Consider the following 15,219-nt stretch of genomic DNA (forward strand, 5'->3'; position numbering starts at 1 on the left):
CCGACACCGGGTACGCCGGCCGCGCCGTCTGCGCTGCGGGAGGCCGTCAGGCTGTCGTTTCCGCGCGGCCTGCCGTACCCCTGGGAACGTGTGCGGCGGGGGTCAGGTGGCGTCGTCGTAGCTGCGCGCCCGGGGGGCGGGCGTCGGGGCCGGCGCGGCGGCGGGGGCGCTCGACGTGGTGGTCGAGGTGCCGCCGGTCGAGCGCAGGTCGGCGGCGGAGGCCACCTCCTTGAGCTCGTTGTGCACGCCGGTGACGTCCGCGCGGAGGTCGTCGTAGACGGTCTGCAACGGCTTGCGGATCGCCTGCTCGTCCTCCTCGGAGATCAGGTGCTTGCGGATGAACGCCTTGGGGTGCAGGTCCTCGAGCTTGATGTCGGTGCCCAGCTCCCGGCTCAGGTCGGTGGTGGCGGTGCTCGCCATGTTGCGCAGGTTACGGACCATCCGCAGGCCGTCGCTGATCACTTGGGGCAGCCGGTCACCGAAGATCAGCAGCGCCAGCAGCAGTAGCGCACCGATCTCCCACCAGTTCAGGTTCTCGAACACTGCGCGGGCCTCCTCATCGGCGTCTCCGCAAGACTACGCACGTCAGGGGCCGGTCGGGGAGGGGGTGACCGGTCGCTACTTGGCGTCCGCCGCCAGCGTCACCGAGGCGTTCTGGCGACTCGATCCACGCCGGTACTCCACCGTCACGACCGAGCCGGGGGCGAACTTGCGGACCATGGCGATCAGGTCGGTCGGCTCGTTCATCGGCCGCCCGGCCAGTTTGAGGATGATGTCGCCGGAGCGCAGCCCCGCGCCGGCCGCCGGGCCGGACGGTTCCACCGCCGCCAGGCGTACGCCCGCGCCGGTGGCCTGACCCGGGCCACCGACCTGGGCCCCGATCACCGTACGGCGGGCCTTGCCGGTGCCGATGATGTCCTGGGTGACCCGCTTGGCCTGGTTGATCGGGATGGCGAAGGCGAGGCCGATGTTGCCCGCCTCCTGCCCGTCGGCGACCAGCGACTTGATCGTCGAGTTGACCCCGATCACCCGGCCCGCCCCGTCGACCAGCGGCCCGCCGGAGTTGCCGTGGTTGACCGCGGCGTCGGTCTGGATGGCCGCGTAGTAGCGCACCGGGCCACCCGGCTCGCCCGCCTGCATGGTCCGGTCCAGGGCGCTGACGATGCCGGCGGTGACCGTGTTGGCCAGCGACAGCGGCGAGCCGACGGCGAGCACCGGATCCCCCACGGCGAGGCCGTCGGAGTCGCCGAACTCCACCGGGCGCAGGCCGGTCCGGGCCACCTTGATCACCGCGATGTCCGACTCCGGGTCCTGGCCGACCAGGGTGGCCGAGGCCGTGCTGCCGTCGTGGAAGACCACCGACGCCCGGCCCGTCCCACCGGCCACCACGTGGTCGTTGGTGATCACGTGGCCGTCGGCGCTGACCACGAAGCCGGAGCCCTCGCTGGTGCCGCCGAGGCCGCTCACCCGGACGGTCACCACGCTGGGCAGGACCCGTTCGGCGACCCCGGCCAGCGACTCCGGGCGGCGCTGGGCCAGCGCCGGGGGCTCGGCGGAACCGGCGCCGAGCACGGTGGCGGTCCCGGCCCCGCCCCGCACCGCGAAGGCGTACCCGATCGCCCCGCCCAGGCTGCCCGCGAGCAGGGCGGTGATCAGCGGGATGAACAGCAGGTGCCGCAGGGTGAGCCGACCCGGGGCGTCCGGATCGCTGACCGGTTCCGGTTCGGTGCCGCCGGCCGGCGGGGTCCGCACCACCACGGCGGTGGGCGCGGCCGGGTCCCGCCACGGGTCGGCGAGCGCGTCGGACCACCAGGGCGAGACCGGTCCACCCGAGGTCACCGGGGCGGCCTGCGGCAGCGGGGAGACCCCGCCGGCCGGGTACCCGCCCGGCACCGGCCCGTGCCCCGACGCTGCCGCCGGGCCGTAGCCGGACGCTGCCGACGACGCCGGGCCGTAGCCGGCTGCGGACGGAGCCGGGCCGTAGCCGGCTGCGGACGGAGCCGGGCCGTAGCGTGGTGCCGACGGAGTCGGCCTGAGTCGTGCCTCCGCCGCCGGAGGCGTCCCGCCCTCGGTCGGCGGCCCCGTCGGCGGCCCTGCCGGTGGGGCCCCGGCTGCCGGCGGTCCCGCCGGTGCCGGAGTTCCCCCGGGCTGGCGCCAGTCCCAGCCGTCGGTCACGTCGGTGCCTCCCACTTCCGTCCCCGGTCCCCCACCGCGCGTCCCGGCGACGAGCCGGGCCGGTCGCGGCCGACGGGAGACCGCTTCCAGGATTGCACGGATGTGCCGGATGGGGTCAGCGGTTGCGGCTGGGACCGCCCCGGCGGCACCCGTTTGCGCCCGCCTCTAGGCTCATAGCGCCAACCCACCCCTGCACCACTCTCGCCGCCCGGAGGTGTCCCATCGCCACGGTCGCCGGTTCCGGCAGTTCGACGGCCCAGAGCATCCAGTTCGCCGAGTCGTACGTCACCGAGGACATCGTCGCGCGGACCGCCCGCAGTCTCGCCCTGGAGGTGGGGGTCGACGCGGTCACCCCGGGCGCCGGGGCGGCGCTGCGGCTGCTCGCCGCCGCCGGCAACGCCCGCGCGGTGGTGGAGATCGGCACCGGTACCGGCGTCAGCGGTGTCTGGTTGCTGCGCGGGATGCGTCCCGACGGGGTGCTGACCACCATCGACGTGGAGGTGGAGCACCAGCGGATCGCGCGCCGGATCTTCGCCCAGGCCGGCTTCCCCGCCGGGCGTACCCGGATCATCACGGGCCGGGCGCTCGACGTGCTCCCCCGGCTCGCCGACGGGGCGTACGACCTGGTCTTCGTGGACGCCGAGGCGACCGGCTTCAACGCCTGCGTGGACGCCGCCCTGCGGCTGCTCCGGCCGGGGGGTGTGCTCGTCCTCAACGGCGCGCTGGCCGGTGGCCGGATCGGTGACCCGGCCGCCCGGGACGCGGAGACGGTGACCGTCCGCGAGTCGATCAAGGCGATCCGGGAGTCCGAGCACTGGATCCCGGCCCTGCTGCCGGTCGGCCACGGTCTGCTCGCCGCCGTACGCTGCTGATCCGCTGGTCAGCCGGGTCGGGCCGGCGGCCCGACCCGGCCCGCCGTCAGTCGAGGGTGGCCAGCCAGCGCAGCAGGCCCCGGACGCCCCAGCCGGTGGCGCCCTTGGTCAGTTCGGCGTCGTCGCCGCCCGCCCAGGACGGGGCCGACATGTCCAGGTGCACCCAGCGCTCCCGCAGGTCCCCGGTGAACTCGCGGAGGAACAGCGCGGCGGTGACCGAGCCGCCCCCCTGGGTCGGTGCGCTGTACAGGTCGGCGATCTCGCTGCCGAGGTACTCCACGTAGTCGGCCGCCAGCGGCATCCGCCAGGCCTTCTCCCCGGCCGCGCCGAGCGCCGCCACCAGCGCGCCGGCCAGGTCGTCGTTCTCGCTGTACAGCGCGGCGGTGCGGGGGCCCAGGGCGACGGCGTTGGCCCCGGTCAGCGTGGCCAGGTCGACCAGCAGGTCGGGGGCGAGTTCGGCGACCGCGTACGCGATGGCGTCGGCGAGGACCAGCCGGCCCTCGGCGTCGGAGTTGGTGGTCTCGCTGGTCAGGCCGCCGTAGTGGCGGACCACGTCGCCGGGGCGGAAGGCCCGGCCGCTGACCATGTTCTCGGCGAGCGGGACCAGCGTGGTGACCCGGACCGGCAGGCCCAGCGCCGCCGCGCCCAGGGTGGCGGCGGCGACGGCGGCCCCACCGGCCATGTCCTTGCGCATCAGCTTCATGCCGGCCAGGGGCTTGATGGAGACCCCGCCGGTGTCGAAGGTGATGCCCTTGCCGACCAGCACCACGTGGGTGCGGGCGTCCGGCGGCTGCCAGCCCAGTTCCAGCAGGCGGGGGCCGCTGGCCGAGCCGGTGCCCACCGCGAGCAGCCCGCCGAACCCCTCGGCGGCCAGCTCGTCGGGCTCGCGGACCCGCAGGTGCAGGCCGGGCTGGCCGGTGGCGGCGGCCTCGATCTGCTCGGCGAACCACTGCGGGTTCTTCGTCGAGGAGGGGGTGTTGGTCAGGTCCCGGGCGAGGCGGGTCATCCGGGCGGTGACGGTGGCGGTCTCGGCGGCGTCGGCGCAGGCGGCCGGGTCGGCGACCACGATGTCGACGGCGGCGAGCGCCGGCCGCTTCCCGGCCTCGGTGAGCCGGAACCGGTACGAGCCGAGCAGCAGCCCCTCGACCAGCCCACGGACCGCCTCGGCGGCGGCGTCGGCCGGCATCGCCACGGTGACGTGCTCCTGCTCGGCGGCGGACCGGGCCAGCGTGGCCCCGGCCGCCCGCCAGCCGGCCTCGTCGCCGTCGCCGACGCCGATCAGCAGCAGCCGGCCGGGGGCCTGCGCCAGCCGCAGGTGGGTCGCCGACTCACCCGCCCGGCCGGTGCACCGGGCGGCCGGGATCAGGGCGTCGACCTCGGCGTGCACCTCGTCGGGCAGGACCAGCGTGCTGGGCGGCAGCACCGCCCCGGGGGTGTCGTCGCGGTCCGCCGCGTCGGGCCGGATGGGCAGCACGAGGGTGTCGAGCCGGTCGGGCTCGGCCACCAGGCGGAAGGCCAGCACGCTGGTCCGTACCTCCAGATTCGCGTGGGAACGCACGCACCGCGCCCCACGTCCGGTTGGATGAGGATGAAGAACCCTGAGCCACCGGCGGTCACCGGTGGCTCAGGGGTTGGCGAACCGTCCGCACGACGACGGCCGCCCGGACCGTGCCTCGGTCAGCCCGCGGCTGCCTTCAGCGCGTCACCGAGCGCATTGGCCTCGTCGGGAGTCATCTCGACGACGAGCCGGCCACCACCCTCCAGCGGGACCCGCATGACGATGCCCCGGCCCTCCTTGGTGACTTCCAGCGGACCGTCGCCCGTCCGCGGCTTCATCGCCGCCATGTTGTCTCCCCTCAGACCTACACCAGGGTCGGTGGGTTGCCCCACAGCCTCCATCGCAATGACCACCGCAGCCTTCGCGGGGTGTCGACCAACGATTTTCCCTGATGAACACCGCCGGACCCAAACTGACGCAGCAAGGATGTAACAGCGTCTAGCATATCTTGGGAAGCCCTGTCACAATGTGCGGTCATGCAGGCACGGTCGGCACTCTTCGACCTGTACGGCGACCACCTACGGACCAGGGGTGGCCGCGCACCGGTCGCTTCCCTGGTCAAGCTGCTCGCACCGCTGGGAATTGCACCACCGGCGGTGCGAACCGCCGTTTCCCGGATGGTCCGGCAGGGGTGGCTCGACCCGCTCCGGCTCTCCTCCGGGCCGGGGTATTCGATCACACCGAAAGCCGCCCGGCGACTGGACGAAGCGGCAGCCCGGATCTACCGGACGGGCCGGATCAACTGGGACGGACGGTTCGATCTGCTCGTCCTCGAACCGCCCACCGGCCGCCGTGACCGGCAGCGGCTCGCCGCCAACCTGACCTTCCTCGGGTACGGCACGCTGGACGAACAGACCTGGGTGGCGACCCGGACCGCGGACGACGTCGACCTGCTGCTGGAGGAGTCGGGCGTCCGGTACGAGCGGTTCACCGCCACCCACGCCGCCGGCACCCCCGGCGCGATGGGCCTGGTCCGTCGCGCCTGGGACCTGACCGAGATCGGCCGGGCGTACGAGCGGTTCGTCGCCGACCAGCGTCCGCTGCTGACCGGGGTGACCGTGCGCAGCCCGGACGAGGAGGCGTACGCGGCCCGGTTCCAGCTCGTGCACGCGTGGCGTACCTTCCTGTTCCGGGACCCGCAGCTGCCCCCGGCGCTGCTGCCCGAGAAGTGGCCCGGCACCAGCGCGGCCAGCTTCTTCGACCGGCACGCGGCCCGGCTGCGGCCGGCCGCCGACCGGTACGTCGAGCAGTGCCTCGACGCCGGGACCCGCCTCCCCCGACAGAAGGGTCGTTAGCCCGTGACCGAGCCCCTGCTCGTCGACCGCACCGACGCCGTCGTCACCCTGACGCTGAACCGCCCGACCGCGTTGAACGCGCTCGACGTGGCCCTCAAGGAGGCGTTGCGGGAGGCCCTGACCGAGTTGGAGCAGGACCGCACCTGCCGGGCGGTGGTGCTGGCGGGGGCCGGGACCGCGTTCAGCGCCGGGCAGGACCTGCGCGAGCACGTCACCGCCCTGGCCGGGCCGGACCCGCTGGCCACCGTCCTGGCGCACTACAACCCCATCGCGGCCCGGCTGGCCCACCTGCCCAAGCCGGTGGTCGCGGCGGTGCGCGGGATGGCCGCCGGGGCCGGCGCGTCGCTGGCCCTCCTCGCCGACTTCCGGATCGGCGGCCCGAAGACCCGCTTCCTGATGGCCTTCGCCGGGGTGGGGCTCGCCGCGGACACCGGCGCCTCCTGGACGCTGCCCCGGCTGGTCGGTCACGCCAAGGCGGTCGAGCTGCTGATGCTGGCCGAGCCGGTGCCGGCGGCGGAGGCGAGCCGGCTGGGCCTGCTCACCCGGCTGGTCGAGGACGACGAGCAGGTGCTGCCCACCGCCCAGGAGCTGGCCGCCCGGCTGGCCGCCGGCCCGACCGTGGCGTACGGGGCGATCAAGCGGCAGCTCTCCATCGCCGACGCCGGCACCCTCACCGACGCGCTGGCCGCCGAGGCGCAGGCGCAGGCGATCTGCGGGGCGACCGCCGACCACCACGCGGCCACCCACGCCTTCGTGGAGAAGCGGAAGCCGGTCTTCGAGGGCCGCTGAGGCGGCGCACCGGCCGGGGCCCCGGTTCACGGGGGCCTCAGCGGGCCACGTAGCCGCCGTCGATGGGGACGGTGTGCCCGGTGATCCAGGCGGCGTCGTCGGAGGCGAGGAAGAGCACCACCCCGGCCACGTCGTCCGGGGTGGGGATGCCCGGTTTCGGGTTGAACGACTCCATCCGCTCGCGCATCGCCGCCGGGTCCGGGGCACCCTGGATGAAGTTCTCCACCAGCGGGGTCATCACCACCGTCGGCGCCACCGCGTTCACCCGGATGTTGCGCGCCGCGTACTCCACGGCGGCGGACCGGGTCAGGCCGACCACCCCGGCCTTGGTGAAGGTGTACGGGGAGATGTTGTCCTGGGCGGTCAGCCCGGCGGTCGACGAGGTGTTGACGATCGCTCCGCCGCCCCCGCGCAGCATCGCCTCGATGCCGTACTTGAGGACGTAGAAGACCCCGTCGCCGTTGATCCTGCGGACCCGCTCCCAGTTCTCCAGGTCCATCTCGTGCAGCACCTGCTGCCGGCCGTCGATGCCGGCGTTGTTGAAGATCACGTCGAGCCGGCCGTACCGCCCGACCGCGTCCGCGACGCCCTGCTCGACCGAGGCGGCGTCGCCGGTGTCGACGGTGACCGCGAGGGCGTCCGGCAGGTCGGCGGCGACCTGCTCGGCCCGCCCGGTGTCGATGTCGGCGATGACCACCCGGGCGCCCTCGGCGGCGAACCGCCGGGCGGTGGCCGCCCCGAGCCCGGAGGCACCACCGGTGACGAACACGACCCTGTCCCGAAACCGCATCGGTCCCCCTCCCGCACAGGCCCGACCCGGTGCCGACCCCCGCGCACCCGGTTAACCCGACCACCCCCACCCAAACCTGCCGCCCCACGCCAGGGGGGCGGCGGGGCGGGGGGTCAGTCGTCCTCTTCGGGGTCCTGGTTGGCTTCGGCGCCGAGGACGAAGGCCTGCATGGCCAGTTCGTCGCCGGACGGGGAGACGTAGGCGGGCAGCTCCCGGGGGCCCAGCTCCTGCACGTACGACCAGAACAGGCCGACCGCCTCGGCCGCCGTCGCCGCCTCGATCGGCAGGTCCAGGCTGACCAGCCAGGTCCGCCGCTCCGGCGGTGGCCCGAGCCGGTCGGCCAGGTCCTGCCAGGCGCCGGGGGCCAGGGCGCTGACCGGCGCGTCGAGGACCACCCCGGGCAGCGGCACCGGCTCGTCGAAGGCCCGCCGGGTGTACGACACCACGAGCGACGCCGGCGTCACCTCCGACTGCGGGTCGTCCGGGTCCTCCCGCCGCTGGCCGGGCGCCCCGGCGACCCGCCCGAGCGCCACCAGCCGGGGCGGCTCGTCGACCAGCACCGCGACCGGGTCGCCGGGGCGCGGGCGGGCCGGGCCGTCCGGGCCGGTCAACTCCAGCGTGTCGTGGTGCACCAGGCGTTCGGCGTCGTAGCGGTCGGCCGGGAGCAGCACCGCCCAGGCGGCGCCGCCGAGGTCGTCGGCCGTCCGGTGCCGGCCGGTGCCACGGTGGTCGGTGTCCGTCATGGGGTCAATCCCATCACGCCGCCGGGACGGCGGTGACGTGGCAGCCCGCCAGGTGGTCGTCGACCATCCCGGTGGCCTGCATCAGCGCGTACGCGGTGGTCGGCCCGACGAAGCGGAACCCGCGCCGCTTCAGTTCCTTGGCCAGCGCGGTGGACTCTGCGGTCAGCGCCGGCACCTCCGCGCCCGAGCGGGGCCGGGCCGTCCGGGGTGGCGGGGCGAAGGACCACAGCAGCGCGCTGAGCCCGTCCGGCAGGGCCAGCGCGGCGCGGGCGTTGTGGACCGCTGCCTCGATCTTGGCCCGGTTCCGGACGATGCCGGCGTCGGCGAGCAGCCGCTCGACGTCGGGCTCGCCGTAGCCGGCGACGGTCTCGATCCGGAACCCGTCGAAGGCGAGCCGGAACGCCGGCCGCTTGCGCAGGATGGTCAGCCAGGAGAGCCCTGACTGGAACGCCTCCAGGGTGATCCGCTCGAAGAGGGCGTCGTCGCCGCGCAGCGGCCGGCCCCACTCCTCGTCGTGGTAGGTCACGTAGTCCGGGGTGCCCGCCCCCCACCCGCAGCGGGGCAGCCCGTCGGCACCGGTCACCAGGTCAGTCACGGGTGCCACGCTAGGCCACCCCACCGACGTCCCCGCCGTCCGTGGGGCCGGGGTGCGACCCGGGTCGCAGGGTCAGGGCAGCCGGCCCTGCTCCACCAGCCGGCCGAACTTGCGCAGCGCCTGGGTCAGGCTGAACTTGGAGCCGGGCCAGACCACCGGCCAGGCGACCCGGCCCGCCGTACCGCCCGGCAGGTGGAACCACTCGTGCCAGACGACCTGGGTACGGCCCTCGGCGAGCGGGGTGCAGCGGAGCACCCCGGGGCCGCGCAGCAGCTTGCCGCAGTGCACCACGCTCACCTCGTACGGGGCGTCGACCCGGACCACCCGCATCTCGTCGCGCAGCGCGGCCGGGCCGAGGGCGGTGACCGCCTCGATCAGGCTGCCCTCGCCGCCGTCACCCTCGACGATCCGTACCCGGGTGAAGGGGATCCACTCGGACTGTCGTTCCCAGGCGGTGAAGGCCGCGAAGACCCGTTCCGCCGGGGCGTCGACGATCACCGTCGCGGTGACCTCGCCGGAACCGGGGCGGGCCGCCTCGCGGAAGCCCGCGCCGTCCGCGCCCGGGGAGCCGTCGCCCGCCCCCGGGGTCACGCCGGCTCCGACCGGCCGACCGGCTCCGAGCGGGCGTCGGTCGCGGGCCGGGTCTCCGAGGCCGGCAGGCTGTCGGCCGCCGCCGGGGCGGTCGGCTCCGCCGGGATGGCCGACTCCGACCTGCCCGCCGGCTCCGGCGTGAGGGCGGTGCGGGGCGGCACCTCGACGGTGGTCGGCTCGTCGGCGGCGGCCCGGGCCGGCTCGCCGGCCACGCCGGTCACCGCCGGCTCGCCGGCCGCACCGGACAGCGCCGGCTCCCCGGCCGCATCGGGCACCGCCGGGCCGCCGGCCAGCGCCGAGCCGGGGGGCAGGTCGGGGCCGGCCGGACGGGGGCCGGCCGCGCCGGCGACCGCCTGCTCCCGGGTCCGGCGCAGCGCCTCCGCCTCGTCGGCCCGCCCGTCGCGCAGCGCGGCGACCTCGGCCGCCAGCACCTCGATCAGTTCGGACTTGTAGCCGACGTCGTAGGCCGCCCGGCGCAGCGCCTGGTCGACCTGGTCCATCCGGTACCCACGCGGCGCGGTGTCGAAGCGGACCGCCCCCACGTCGGACTCCCGCAACGGACGGCCGCCGGGCAGCGGCACGGCCCGCCCGTCCGGCTCGACCGGCACCAGACCGGGATCCCGACCGGTGACCACGACCGTCACCCCGAACACCACCGCGCCGACGGTCAACGCCACGACCAACAGCAGGAGAACCTGACCCATGGACAGATCGTGGCATGCCGACCGGCCCGGAGCGAGCCCTGCCACCCTATGGATCCAGATCAGTACGCGGACCGGTGCCCGGCACCGGTGCCACACCGGCTAGCGTCGGCACCGACCGGCGGCGCGGCGGGCCGGCAGGGCAGCCCACTGCCGACAGCGGACCGGGCTGCCGGGATCGGGTCGACCAGGATCAGGAGGCGGGCATGGCCGAGGCGCTCCGGCTGGGTGGGCGGACCTTCGCCCCCGGTGAGCTGGTGGTGATGGCGATCGTCAACCGCACCCCGGACTCGTTCTTCGACCGGGGGGCCACCTACGCGGCGGACAGCGCGCTGCGCGCGGTGGAGCGGGCGGTGGCCGAGGGCGCGGAGATCATCGACATCGGCGGGGTGAAGGCCGGCCCCGGGGTCGAGGTGGACGTGGCCGAGGAGATCCGCCGGACCGTGGCGACCATCGCCGCCGTCCGGGCCGCCTTCCCCGACGTGGTGATCTCCATCGACACGTGGCGGGCCGAGGTCGCGGTGGAGGCCGTCGCCGCCGGGGCCGACCTGCTCAACGACACCTGGTCCGGGGCCGATCCGGCGCTGGCCCGGGTGGCCGCCGAGACCGGGGCCGGGCTGGTCTGCTCGCACGCCGGTGGGCTCACCCCCCGGACCCGGCCGCACCGGGCCGCGTTCGGCGACGTGGTGGCCGACGTGGTCACGACGGTGACCGGGCTCGCCGAGCGCGCGGTCGCCCTGGGGGTACGCCACGACGGCATCCTCATCGACCCGGCGCACGACTTCGGCAAGAACACCCGCCACAGTCTGGAGATCACCCGTCGGCTGGACGAGCTGACCGCCACCGGGTGGCCGCTGCTGGTGGCGCTCTCCAACAAGGACTTCGTCGGCGAGACGCTGGACCTGCCGGTGCCGGAGCGGCTGGAGGGGACGTTGGCCGCGACCGCCGTCTCGGCCTGGCTGGGGGCCCGGGTGTTCCGGGCGCACCAGGTGCTGCCCACCCGGCGGGTGCTGGACATGGTGGCCTCGGTCCGGGGCGACCGGCCGCCCGCCCGGACCCGTCGCGGCCTGGCCTGACGGGTCAGCTCCCCGACGGGGGCCGCGTCGGACGGGTCAGCTCCAGCGGAGGATGTTCTTCCGCCAGGCGTAGAGGATGCCCAGCGCCAGGACCGCGACGAAGACCGCCATCTCGGCCACGGTGACCAGGCCGAAGCCGGGCCGGGCGAAGATCACCGCCCAGGGGAACAGGAAGACCGCCTCCACCGCGAAGAGCAGGTAGAGGTACGCGTAGACGAAGTACCGGATCTTCATCTGCGCCCAGTCGCCGCCGACCGGGTCGAGGCCGCACTCGTAGGTGGTCCGCTTGCTCACGGGGTCGGCCGGGCGGGCCGGCCGCAGCAGCCGGTTGGCCCCGAACGCCACGAGGAAGAACAGGACGCTCGCGAGCAGGAGCAAGCCCAGCGTGGCGTACGAGCCGAGGTAGCCGGTCACGGTGGGTCAGCCTACCGGGCGCGCAGCGCAGCCGTCCCGAACACGTTACGCATTTGTTTCCGACGGGACCGCTGTTCAACGGCGATCGGTACCGAATAATGAGTCTCCATCCTGCGGTCCCGGAGGTCGCCGGACCCCCTCGGAGGCTCGCCTCCGCAGGCGGTCCCCGGCCGCCGGAGCGCACCGGGTCGCCGGCGACGCCGGCGGCGGTGCCGCTGTCGACCGTGGCGCTGGAACCGGACGAGGCGACGGCGGCGTCCCACGGCACCGGGGTCGCCGTCGCCTCCCGGAGCCCGACGGCCCGGGGCCGTGCGGTCACCCCGGCGGGTGACCCGGCCCCCGCAGCGGTGATCTGAATTACCCTCGCGACCCCGAACAAGGCATAACAGCGGTAAAACTCTCGTTTTCCGTTCCCAGTCGTCGGACCTCCACGGTTACCGGGCGCGTTGCGGGACGTACGCTTCTCGGGAGAGGTAACAGCGGGGCCGGGCCCAGCCACGGGCACCCGGCGCAGCGGGTCGTCGAGGAGGTCACGTGACCGGGCAAGGCGAGGTCACCATCATGTTCAGCCGCCCGGGGGACCGCGCGCAGCGAAGCGAGGTGCAGGCGTGAGCAAGCAGATCCGTCAGCTCGACCGGGTGGTCATCCGGTTCGCCGGGGACTCCGGCGACGGCATGCAGCTCACCGGTGACCGGTTCACCTCGGAGACGGCGCAGCTCGGCAACGACATCTCGACGCTGCCCAACTTCCCCGCCGAGATCCGGGCCCCCGCCGGCACCCTGCCGGGCGTGTCCAGCTTCCAGGTGCACTTCGCCGACTACGACATCCTGACCCCCGGTGACTCGCCGAACGTGCTGGTCGCGATGAACCCGGCGGCGCTCAAGGCCAACCTGGTGGACCTGCCCCGGGGCGCGGACATCATCGTCAACACCGACGAGTTCACCAATCGCGGCCCGAACGTGCTGGTCGCGATGAACCCGGCGGCGCTCAAGGCCAACCTGGTGGACCTGCCCCGGGGCGCGGACATCATCGTCAACACCGACGAGTTCACCAAGCGCAACCTGGCCAAGGTCGGGTACGCCACCAGCCCGCTGGACGACGACTCGCTCGACGGGTACGCGGTGCACCCGGTGGCGCTGACCTCGATGACGGTCGGCGCGCTGGCCGAGCTCGCGGTCTCCAAGAAGGACGCCGAGCGGGCCAAGAACATGTTCGCCCTCGGCCTGCTGTCGTGGATGTACTCGCGGCCGTACGAGTCGACGATCCGGTTCCTGGAGCGCAAGTTCGCCAAGCGTCCGGAGCTGGTCGCGGCGAACATCGCGGCCTTCCGGGCCGGCTGGAACTTCGGCGAGACGACCGAGGACTTCGCCGTCCGGTACGAGGTCAAGCCGGCGCGGATGCAGCCCGGGACGTACCGGAACATCACCGGCAACGCGGCGCTCTCGCTGGGCCTGGTGGCCGCCGGGGTCCGCTCCGGGCTGCCGGTCTTCCTGGGCGCGTACCCGATCACCCCGGCCTCGGACATCCTGCACGAGCTGAGCAAGCACAAGCGGTTCGGCGTGACCACCATGCAGGCCGAGGACGAGATCGCGGCGGTGGGCGCGGCGCTCGGCGCGTCGTACGGCGGCGCCCTCGGCATCACCACCACCAGCGGCCCCGGCGTGGCGCTCAAGGGCGAGACCATCTCCTTGGCCGTGGCGCTGGAGCTGCCGCTGGTCATCGTCGACGTGCAGCGGGCCGGGCCGTCCACCGGCATGCCGACCAAGACCGAGCAGGCCGACCTGAACATGGCCCTGTTCGGCCGGCACGGCGAGGCCCCGGTCGCGGTGGTCGCCCCGAAGTCCCCGGCGGACTGCTTCCACGCCGCCCTGGAGGCGGCCCGGATCGCGCTGACCTACCGCACGCCGGTGATCCTGCTGTCGGACAACTACGTCGCCAACGGCTCCGAGCCGTGGCTGCTGCCCGACGTGGAGTCCCTGCCCGACCTGCGGGTCGAGTTCGCCACCGAGCCCAACGGCGACAACGGCGCGTTCCTGCCGTACCTGCGGGACCAGGTGACGCTGGCCCGGCCGTGGGCCATCCCGGGCACCCCGGGGCTGGAGCACCGCATCGGCGGCCTGGAGAAGGCCGACAAGACCGGTGACATCTCGTACGACCCGGCGAACCACGACTTCATGGTGCGGACCCGGGCGGCCCGGATCGAGACGATCCCGGTGCCGGACGTCGAGGTGGAGGACCCGGACGGTGACGCCCGGGTGCTGGTGCTCGGCTGGGGTTCGACGTACGGGCCGATCGGCGCCGCCTGCCGGGCGCTGCGCCAGCGCGGCCTGTCCATCGCCCAGGCGCACCTGCGGCACCTGGCCCCGATGCCGGCCAACCTCGGTCAGGTGCTGCGCTCCTACGACCGGGTGGTCATCCCCGAGATGAACCTCGGCCAGCTCGCCCACGTGATCCGGGCCACGTACCTGGTCGACGCGATCGGCTACAACCAGGTCCGGGGTCTGCCGTTCACGGCCGCCGAGCTGGAGACGACGCTGGAAGAGGTCCTGAAGAATGTCTGAGCCCGTCGCCCTCAAGCTCACCGCGAAGGACTTCAAGTCCGACCAGGAGGTGCGCTGGTGCCCCGGCTGCGGTGACTACGCGATCCTGGCCGCCGTGCAGCAGTTCATGCCGGAGCTGAACATCCCCCGGGAGCGGATCGTCTTCGTCTCCGGCATCGGCTGCTCGTCGCGGTTCCCGTACTACATGAACACGTACGGGATGCACTCGATCCACGGCCGTGCCCCGGCGATCGCCAGCGGCCTGTCGGTGTCCCGGCCGGACCTGTCGGTCTGGGTGGTCACCGGGGACGGCGACGCGCTGTCGATCGGCGGCAACCACCTCATCCACGCGCTGCGCCGCAACGTCAACCTGAAGATCCTGCTCTTCAACAACCGGATCTACGGCCTGACCAAGGGGCAGTACTCGCCCACCTCCGAGGTCGGCAAGATCACCAAGTCGACCCCGGCCGGGTCGGCGGACGCCCCGTTCAACCCGATCTCGCTGGCGCTCGGCGCGGAGGCGTCCTTCGTCGGCCGGACCATCGACTCCGACCGCAAGCACCTCCAGTCGGTGCTGCGCGCGGCGGCCGAGCACGAGGGTTCGGCGTTCGTGGAGATCTACCAGAACTGCAACATCTTCAACGACGGCGCGTTCGAGCAGCTCAAGGACCCGGGTGTCCGGGACGATTACCTGATCCGGCTGGAGCACGGGCAGCCGATCACCTTCGGCAAGGACGGGGAGTTCTGCGTCGTCCACCCGCCGGGCGGGTTCGGCCTGGAGGTCCGCCCGACGGCGGAGACCCCGGCCGAGCAGATCGTGGTGCACGACGCGGGCGTCACCGACCCGGCGTACGCCTTCGCGCTGTCCCGGCTGCCCGGCCTGGACCTGCGCAACACCCCGATCGGGGTGTTCCGCTCGGTCCGCCGGCCCACCTACGACAGCGTGGTGCAGCAGCAGGTGGCCGACGCCACGGCGGCGCAGACCGAGACGCCCGAGCAGCAGCTCGCCGGCCTGCTCGCCAGCGGTGACACCTGGACGATCGTCTGACCCGTCAGCGCCTGAACGACACGGTGGCCGTC

At 74.1% G+C, this 15,219-nt stretch carries 16 protein-coding genes and 1 pseudogene; 7 read left to right on the forward strand and 10 right to left on the reverse strand.

Annotated elements, in window-relative coordinates:
• Nucleotides 1–102: 102 nt before the first annotated feature.
• On the reverse strand, nucleotides 103–543 hold the full coding sequence (locus tag ACQUFX_RS21260; RefSeq protein WP_428962083.1) for a Sec-independent protein translocase family protein: 441 nt from the start codon (nucleotides 541–543) through the stop codon (nucleotides 103–105).
• A 75-nt stretch (nucleotides 544–618) separates the two neighbouring features.
• Nucleotides 619–1,893: a S1C family serine protease gene (locus tag ACQUFX_RS21265; protein WP_428962084.1), complete on the reverse strand. Its 1,275-nt coding sequence runs from the start codon at nucleotides 1,891–1,893 to the stop codon at nucleotides 619–621.
• Nucleotides 1,894–2,438: 545 nt separating this feature from the next.
• On the opposite strand from ACQUFX_RS21265, the gene ACQUFX_RS21270 reads away from it, so the two are divergent.
• The gene (locus tag ACQUFX_RS21270; protein WP_067359450.1) at nucleotides 2,439–3,047 is read left to right on the forward strand and encodes an O-methyltransferase; all 609 of its coding nucleotides are present in this window, start codon (nucleotides 2,439–2,441) and stop codon (nucleotides 3,045–3,047) included.
• Between the two features lie 46 nt (nucleotides 3,048–3,093).
• Here the strand turns inward: ACQUFX_RS21270 and ACQUFX_RS21275 are convergent, their stop codons facing one another.
• Together ACQUFX_RS21275 and ACQUFX_RS21280 are read right to left on the reverse strand one after the other, a co-directional pair.
• A complete protein-coding gene (locus tag ACQUFX_RS21275) occupies nucleotides 3,094–4,569 on the reverse strand; it encodes a leucyl aminopeptidase family protein (RefSeq protein ID WP_428967028.1) in 1,476 nt (491 codons plus the stop codon).
• A gap of 155 nt (nucleotides 4,570–4,724) precedes the next feature.
• Nucleotides 4,725–4,892, reverse strand: a complete 168-nt coding sequence (locus ACQUFX_RS21280) for a DUF3117 domain-containing protein (RefSeq protein ID WP_007455245.1) — start codon at nucleotides 4,890–4,892, stop codon at nucleotides 4,725–4,727.
• Nucleotides 4,893–5,081: 189 nt separating this feature from the next.
• Between ACQUFX_RS21280 and ACQUFX_RS21285 the strand changes: the two genes are divergently transcribed.
• Nucleotides 5,082–5,900 (forward strand): PaaX family transcriptional regulator, encoded by an 819-nt coding sequence (locus tag ACQUFX_RS21285; protein WP_428962085.1) that lies wholly within the window; start codon nucleotides 5,082–5,084, stop codon nucleotides 5,898–5,900.
• Between the two features lie 3 nt (nucleotides 5,901–5,903).
• Nucleotides 5,904–6,689 carry an enoyl-CoA hydratase/isomerase family protein gene (locus ACQUFX_RS21290; RefSeq protein WP_428962086.1) on the forward strand — a complete coding sequence of 262 codons (786 nt, stop codon included), beginning with the start codon at nucleotides 5,904–5,906 and terminating at the stop codon, nucleotides 6,687–6,689.
• Between the two features lie 37 nt (nucleotides 6,690–6,726).
• Here the strand turns inward: ACQUFX_RS21290 and ACQUFX_RS21295 are convergent, their stop codons facing one another.
• The 5 genes from ACQUFX_RS21295 to ACQUFX_RS21315 all read right to left on the reverse strand — a co-directional run bounded on the left by ACQUFX_RS21295 (nucleotide 6,727) and on the right by ACQUFX_RS21315 (nucleotide 10,112).
• Nucleotides 6,727–7,479 (reverse strand): SDR family NAD(P)-dependent oxidoreductase, encoded by a 753-nt coding sequence (locus ACQUFX_RS21295; protein WP_067359356.1) that lies wholly within the window; start codon nucleotides 7,477–7,479, stop codon nucleotides 6,727–6,729.
• A gap of 113 nt (nucleotides 7,480–7,592) precedes the next feature.
• The gene (locus ACQUFX_RS21300) at nucleotides 7,593–8,222 is read right to left on the reverse strand and encodes a hypothetical protein (protein WP_428962087.1); all 630 of its coding nucleotides are present in this window, start codon (nucleotides 8,220–8,222) and stop codon (nucleotides 7,593–7,595) included.
• A 13-nt stretch (nucleotides 8,223–8,235) separates the two neighbouring features.
• Nucleotides 8,236–8,817: a DNA-3-methyladenine glycosylase I gene (locus ACQUFX_RS21305; protein WP_428962088.1), complete on the reverse strand. Its 582-nt coding sequence runs from the start codon at nucleotides 8,815–8,817 to the stop codon at nucleotides 8,236–8,238.
• Nucleotides 8,818–8,889: 72 nt separating this feature from the next.
• Complete coding sequence (locus ACQUFX_RS21310; protein WP_428962089.1) at nucleotides 8,890–9,408, reverse strand: SRPBCC family protein; 519 nt, start codon at nucleotides 9,406–9,408, stop codon at nucleotides 8,890–8,892.
• Nucleotides 9,405–10,112, reverse strand: coding sequence for a DivIVA domain-containing protein (locus tag ACQUFX_RS21315; RefSeq protein WP_428962090.1), 708 nt, complete (start codon nucleotides 10,110–10,112; stop codon nucleotides 9,405–9,407). The genes ACQUFX_RS21310 and ACQUFX_RS21315 overlap by 4 nt, the downstream gene beginning before the upstream one ends.
• A 203-nt stretch (nucleotides 10,113–10,315) precedes the next feature.
• Between ACQUFX_RS21315 and folP the strand changes: the two genes are divergently transcribed.
• Nucleotides 10,316–11,185 (forward strand): dihydropteroate synthase, encoded by an 870-nt coding sequence (folP, locus tag ACQUFX_RS21320; protein ID WP_428962091.1) that lies wholly within the window; start codon nucleotides 10,316–10,318, stop codon nucleotides 11,183–11,185.
• 36 nt (nucleotides 11,186–11,221) lie between these two features.
• On the opposite strand, the gene ACQUFX_RS21325 is transcribed toward folP, so the two are convergent.
• On the reverse strand, nucleotides 11,222–11,599 hold the full coding sequence (locus ACQUFX_RS21325; protein ID WP_067359361.1) for an NADH-quinone oxidoreductase subunit A: 378 nt from the start codon (nucleotides 11,597–11,599) through the stop codon (nucleotides 11,222–11,224).
• Between the two features lie 209 nt (nucleotides 11,600–11,808).
• Between ACQUFX_RS21325 and ACQUFX_RS21330 the strand changes: the two genes are divergently transcribed.
• The 3 genes and pseudogenes from ACQUFX_RS21330 to ACQUFX_RS21340 all read left to right on the forward strand — a co-directional run bounded on the left by ACQUFX_RS21330 (nucleotide 11,809) and on the right by ACQUFX_RS21340 (nucleotide 15,187).
• On the forward strand, nucleotides 11,809–11,955 hold the full coding sequence (locus ACQUFX_RS21330; protein ID WP_428962092.1) for a hypothetical protein: 147 nt from the start codon (nucleotides 11,809–11,811) through the stop codon (nucleotides 11,953–11,955).
• Between the two features lie 258 nt (nucleotides 11,956–12,213).
• A pseudogene (locus tag ACQUFX_RS21335) lies at nucleotides 12,214–14,160 on the forward strand (2-oxoacid:acceptor oxidoreductase subunit alpha); the annotation flags it as partial.
• Nucleotides 14,153–15,187 carry a 2-oxoacid:ferredoxin oxidoreductase subunit beta gene (locus ACQUFX_RS21340; RefSeq protein WP_428962093.1) on the forward strand — a complete coding sequence of 345 codons (1,035 nt, stop codon included), beginning with the start codon at nucleotides 14,153–14,155 and terminating at the stop codon, nucleotides 15,185–15,187. The pseudogene ACQUFX_RS21335 and the gene ACQUFX_RS21340, both read left to right, overlap by 8 nt.
• Nucleotides 15,188–15,219 lie beyond the last annotated feature (32 nt).

Source organism: Micromonospora fluostatini, assembly GCF_050410825.1.
GTDB classification, from domain to species: domain Bacteria; phylum Actinomycetota; class Actinomycetes; order Mycobacteriales; family Micromonosporaceae; genus Micromonospora; species Micromonospora rosaria.